Here is a 1,979-nt window from a genome sequence, read left to right as displayed (position 1 = left end):
TCTGTTTTAGTTTTATTATTGCGCCAATTGTGGCGCGTGGTTTTTTTGGTTGATTATTATGGGCAGAAATAACATAGATGGACTTATAGGTAAAAAAATAAATAAACTGACTTTGCTTAGAGAGTCCGAAATTAGATTACACCAAAAAACAAAGCGTTATGGTGTTTTTTTATGTGATTGTGGCAACGAAACAATACAGACTATTTTTGACTGGACAAATGGCGGGTCAAAATCTTGCGGTTGTTTGAAAAAGCTAAATGGTAAAAAGACGCATGGACTATCATCAACAGGTGATTATAAGTCATACATGGGGATTAAAGGCAGATGTTTAAATAAATCTCATGGCGATTATAAAAACTATGGCGCAAAGGGTGTAACGCTGTGTGAAAAATGGCTAACTTTTGAGGGTTTTGTTAGTGATATGGGGCTAAGAGCTGATACAGGTCTTAAAGACCCAACGATTGAGCGAATAGACGTTACTGGTAATTACGAAAAAAGTAACTGTATTTGGATTGAAAGAAGTTTACAGGCAAAGAATAAAAGGTAAAATAAGTCAACACACTAAACACGCCCTTGCACGCAACCTTGTTTAGTTTTCGGGTCGGGAGTTACTAGCCGCAAAGAAGCCACTTTAATTAGTGGCTTTTTTGTGGGTGTTAGATTAACTCAACTTCCAATATGTTGTTGGTTTGCCTTGATATTTTGTAAGGTCAGCATTGGGTAAAAGGTCTTTGATGGCTTTAGCGTAGCTTATCGCGCCTTGTCGTGTAATTTGGCTAAACTTGCGCCCGTTGATGATTGCGTTTTTATTGTTAGCAATCTTGGCCAGTGATTCGATAATCTCTACTTTTCGCGCCTGTGCATTTTCGATAAATTCGGATATTTGGTCGTACTCTGCTAATAGTGCAAGCGCGTTATCATCAACAATCTCAGGCGTTAAAGATTCAAGGTGGGCAGGGTTGTTTAACTCTGACAAATATAACTCATAAAAAGCGCGTAGTTTTGGCAGTGCATCGTTAAACCATGAGTTATCAAAAAATACCATTTCCACGGAGTCAACGTGCTTATTCCACTGGTAAAAATGAGCTTTTCTTGTACCTGTACAAGCCATTTCTAATTGCAATTGTGCGTAGTAGTGTTTTTGTTGATAAATGCTTTTAAACTCAGGTATTAAATCGTTACGCTTAGAAAATGGACACTTAATCTCAAGCACCATTAGCTCGCCATTATCTGACTCAATCAATCCATCAGGGGACGCGCCAAGCCAGTCATGCTCAGGATGGACAAAAAAGCCGCACTCATGGACGGCATTGCCTGTTTTGTTGGTGTAATCTAATTGTGCAATGGGTTCGTTAAGTGAGCCGTACTCGGTAGCGATATTACCCGTAAACTCAGATTCTACGTTGTGATAATCACGCACCATTCTGCGCAAGGCTTGCTCGGTACTCATAAACGGGTTAAGGCCAAGTATCGCCCCTGCAATGCTACCAGTAACGCGCCCTTTGCGCTGTTCGTGCCAGTCTGCACTACGTTGTGCGGCTGTTATGATGGGTAATGGTTGTTTTGACATTGTCATACTCCTGCGCCCACATTGTGAGCGCGTTTAAGGGTTGGTGTGTTATAAGGAATGTATAAAATATTCCTTTTAGAACGGCAGAAAATCATAGTCTGGACAGTCGTTTTTTTCATAAACAACATCTCTAGGGATGCAGCCATGCTTAATACACTCATTCTTTTTCTTGTTAAAGTTTGAGCATTCAATACAACGATTTTTTAACGACTGCTCAAGTTCTGCAAGCTGTTTTTTTATTGACTCATATTCGGATTGATGGCTCATGATTGACTCCTAATCCAATCGGATACTCTTTGTTTTAAGTCGGTGAATGTTGGTTTTTGTGTTGGTGTTTCATTGGTTTTAATTGCGCTCCAGTACCGTTTTTTAACTTCGGTATATTTTGAGGGTAGTATATCGATGGCTG

The 1,979-nt window shown here is 39.7% G+C and carries 3 protein-coding genes; 1 reads left to right on the top strand and 2 read right to left on the bottom strand.

Translation table 11 applies throughout. The features are described from left to right. Positions 1–58 precede the first annotated feature (58 nt). Positions 59–547, top strand: a complete 489-nt coding sequence (locus tag Q0212_RS06120; RefSeq protein WP_297923614.1) for a hypothetical protein — start codon at positions 59–61, stop codon at positions 545–547. 114 nt (positions 548–661) lie between these two features. On the opposite strand, the gene Q0212_RS06115 is transcribed toward Q0212_RS06120, so the two are convergent. Further along, entirely contained in the window at positions 662–1,570 is a 909-nt protein-coding gene (locus Q0212_RS06115; protein WP_297923612.1) for a lambda exonuclease family protein, read from the bottom strand. 75 nt (positions 1,571–1,645) lie between these two features. Continuing rightward, positions 1,646–1,837 carry a hypothetical protein gene (locus tag Q0212_RS06110; RefSeq protein ID WP_297923610.1) on the bottom strand — a complete coding sequence of 64 codons (192 nt, stop codon included), beginning with the start codon at positions 1,835–1,837 and terminating at the stop codon, positions 1,646–1,648. Positions 1,838–1,979 lie beyond the last annotated feature (142 nt).

The organism is uncultured Agitococcus sp. (assembly GCF_937920075.1).
Classification (GTDB): Bacteria; Pseudomonadota; Gammaproteobacteria; order Pseudomonadales; family Moraxellaceae; genus Agitococcus.
Note: the sequence above shows the minus strand (reverse complement) of the source record. Positions and strands in the feature narration are given on the sequence as shown.

Excerpts from the sequence above, each read along its gene's own strand:
- Q0212_RS06120 (WP_297923614.1), top strand. The coding sequence starts at position 59 with ATGGGCAGAAATAACATAGATGGACTTATAGGTAAAAAAATAAATAAA.
- Q0212_RS06115 (WP_297923612.1), bottom strand. The coding sequence starts at position 1,570 with ATGTCAAAACAACCATTACCCATCATAACAGCCGCACAACGTAGTGCA.
- Q0212_RS06110 (WP_297923610.1), bottom strand. The coding sequence starts at position 1,837 with ATGAGCCATCAATCCGAATATGAGTCAATAAAAAAACAGCTTGCAGAA.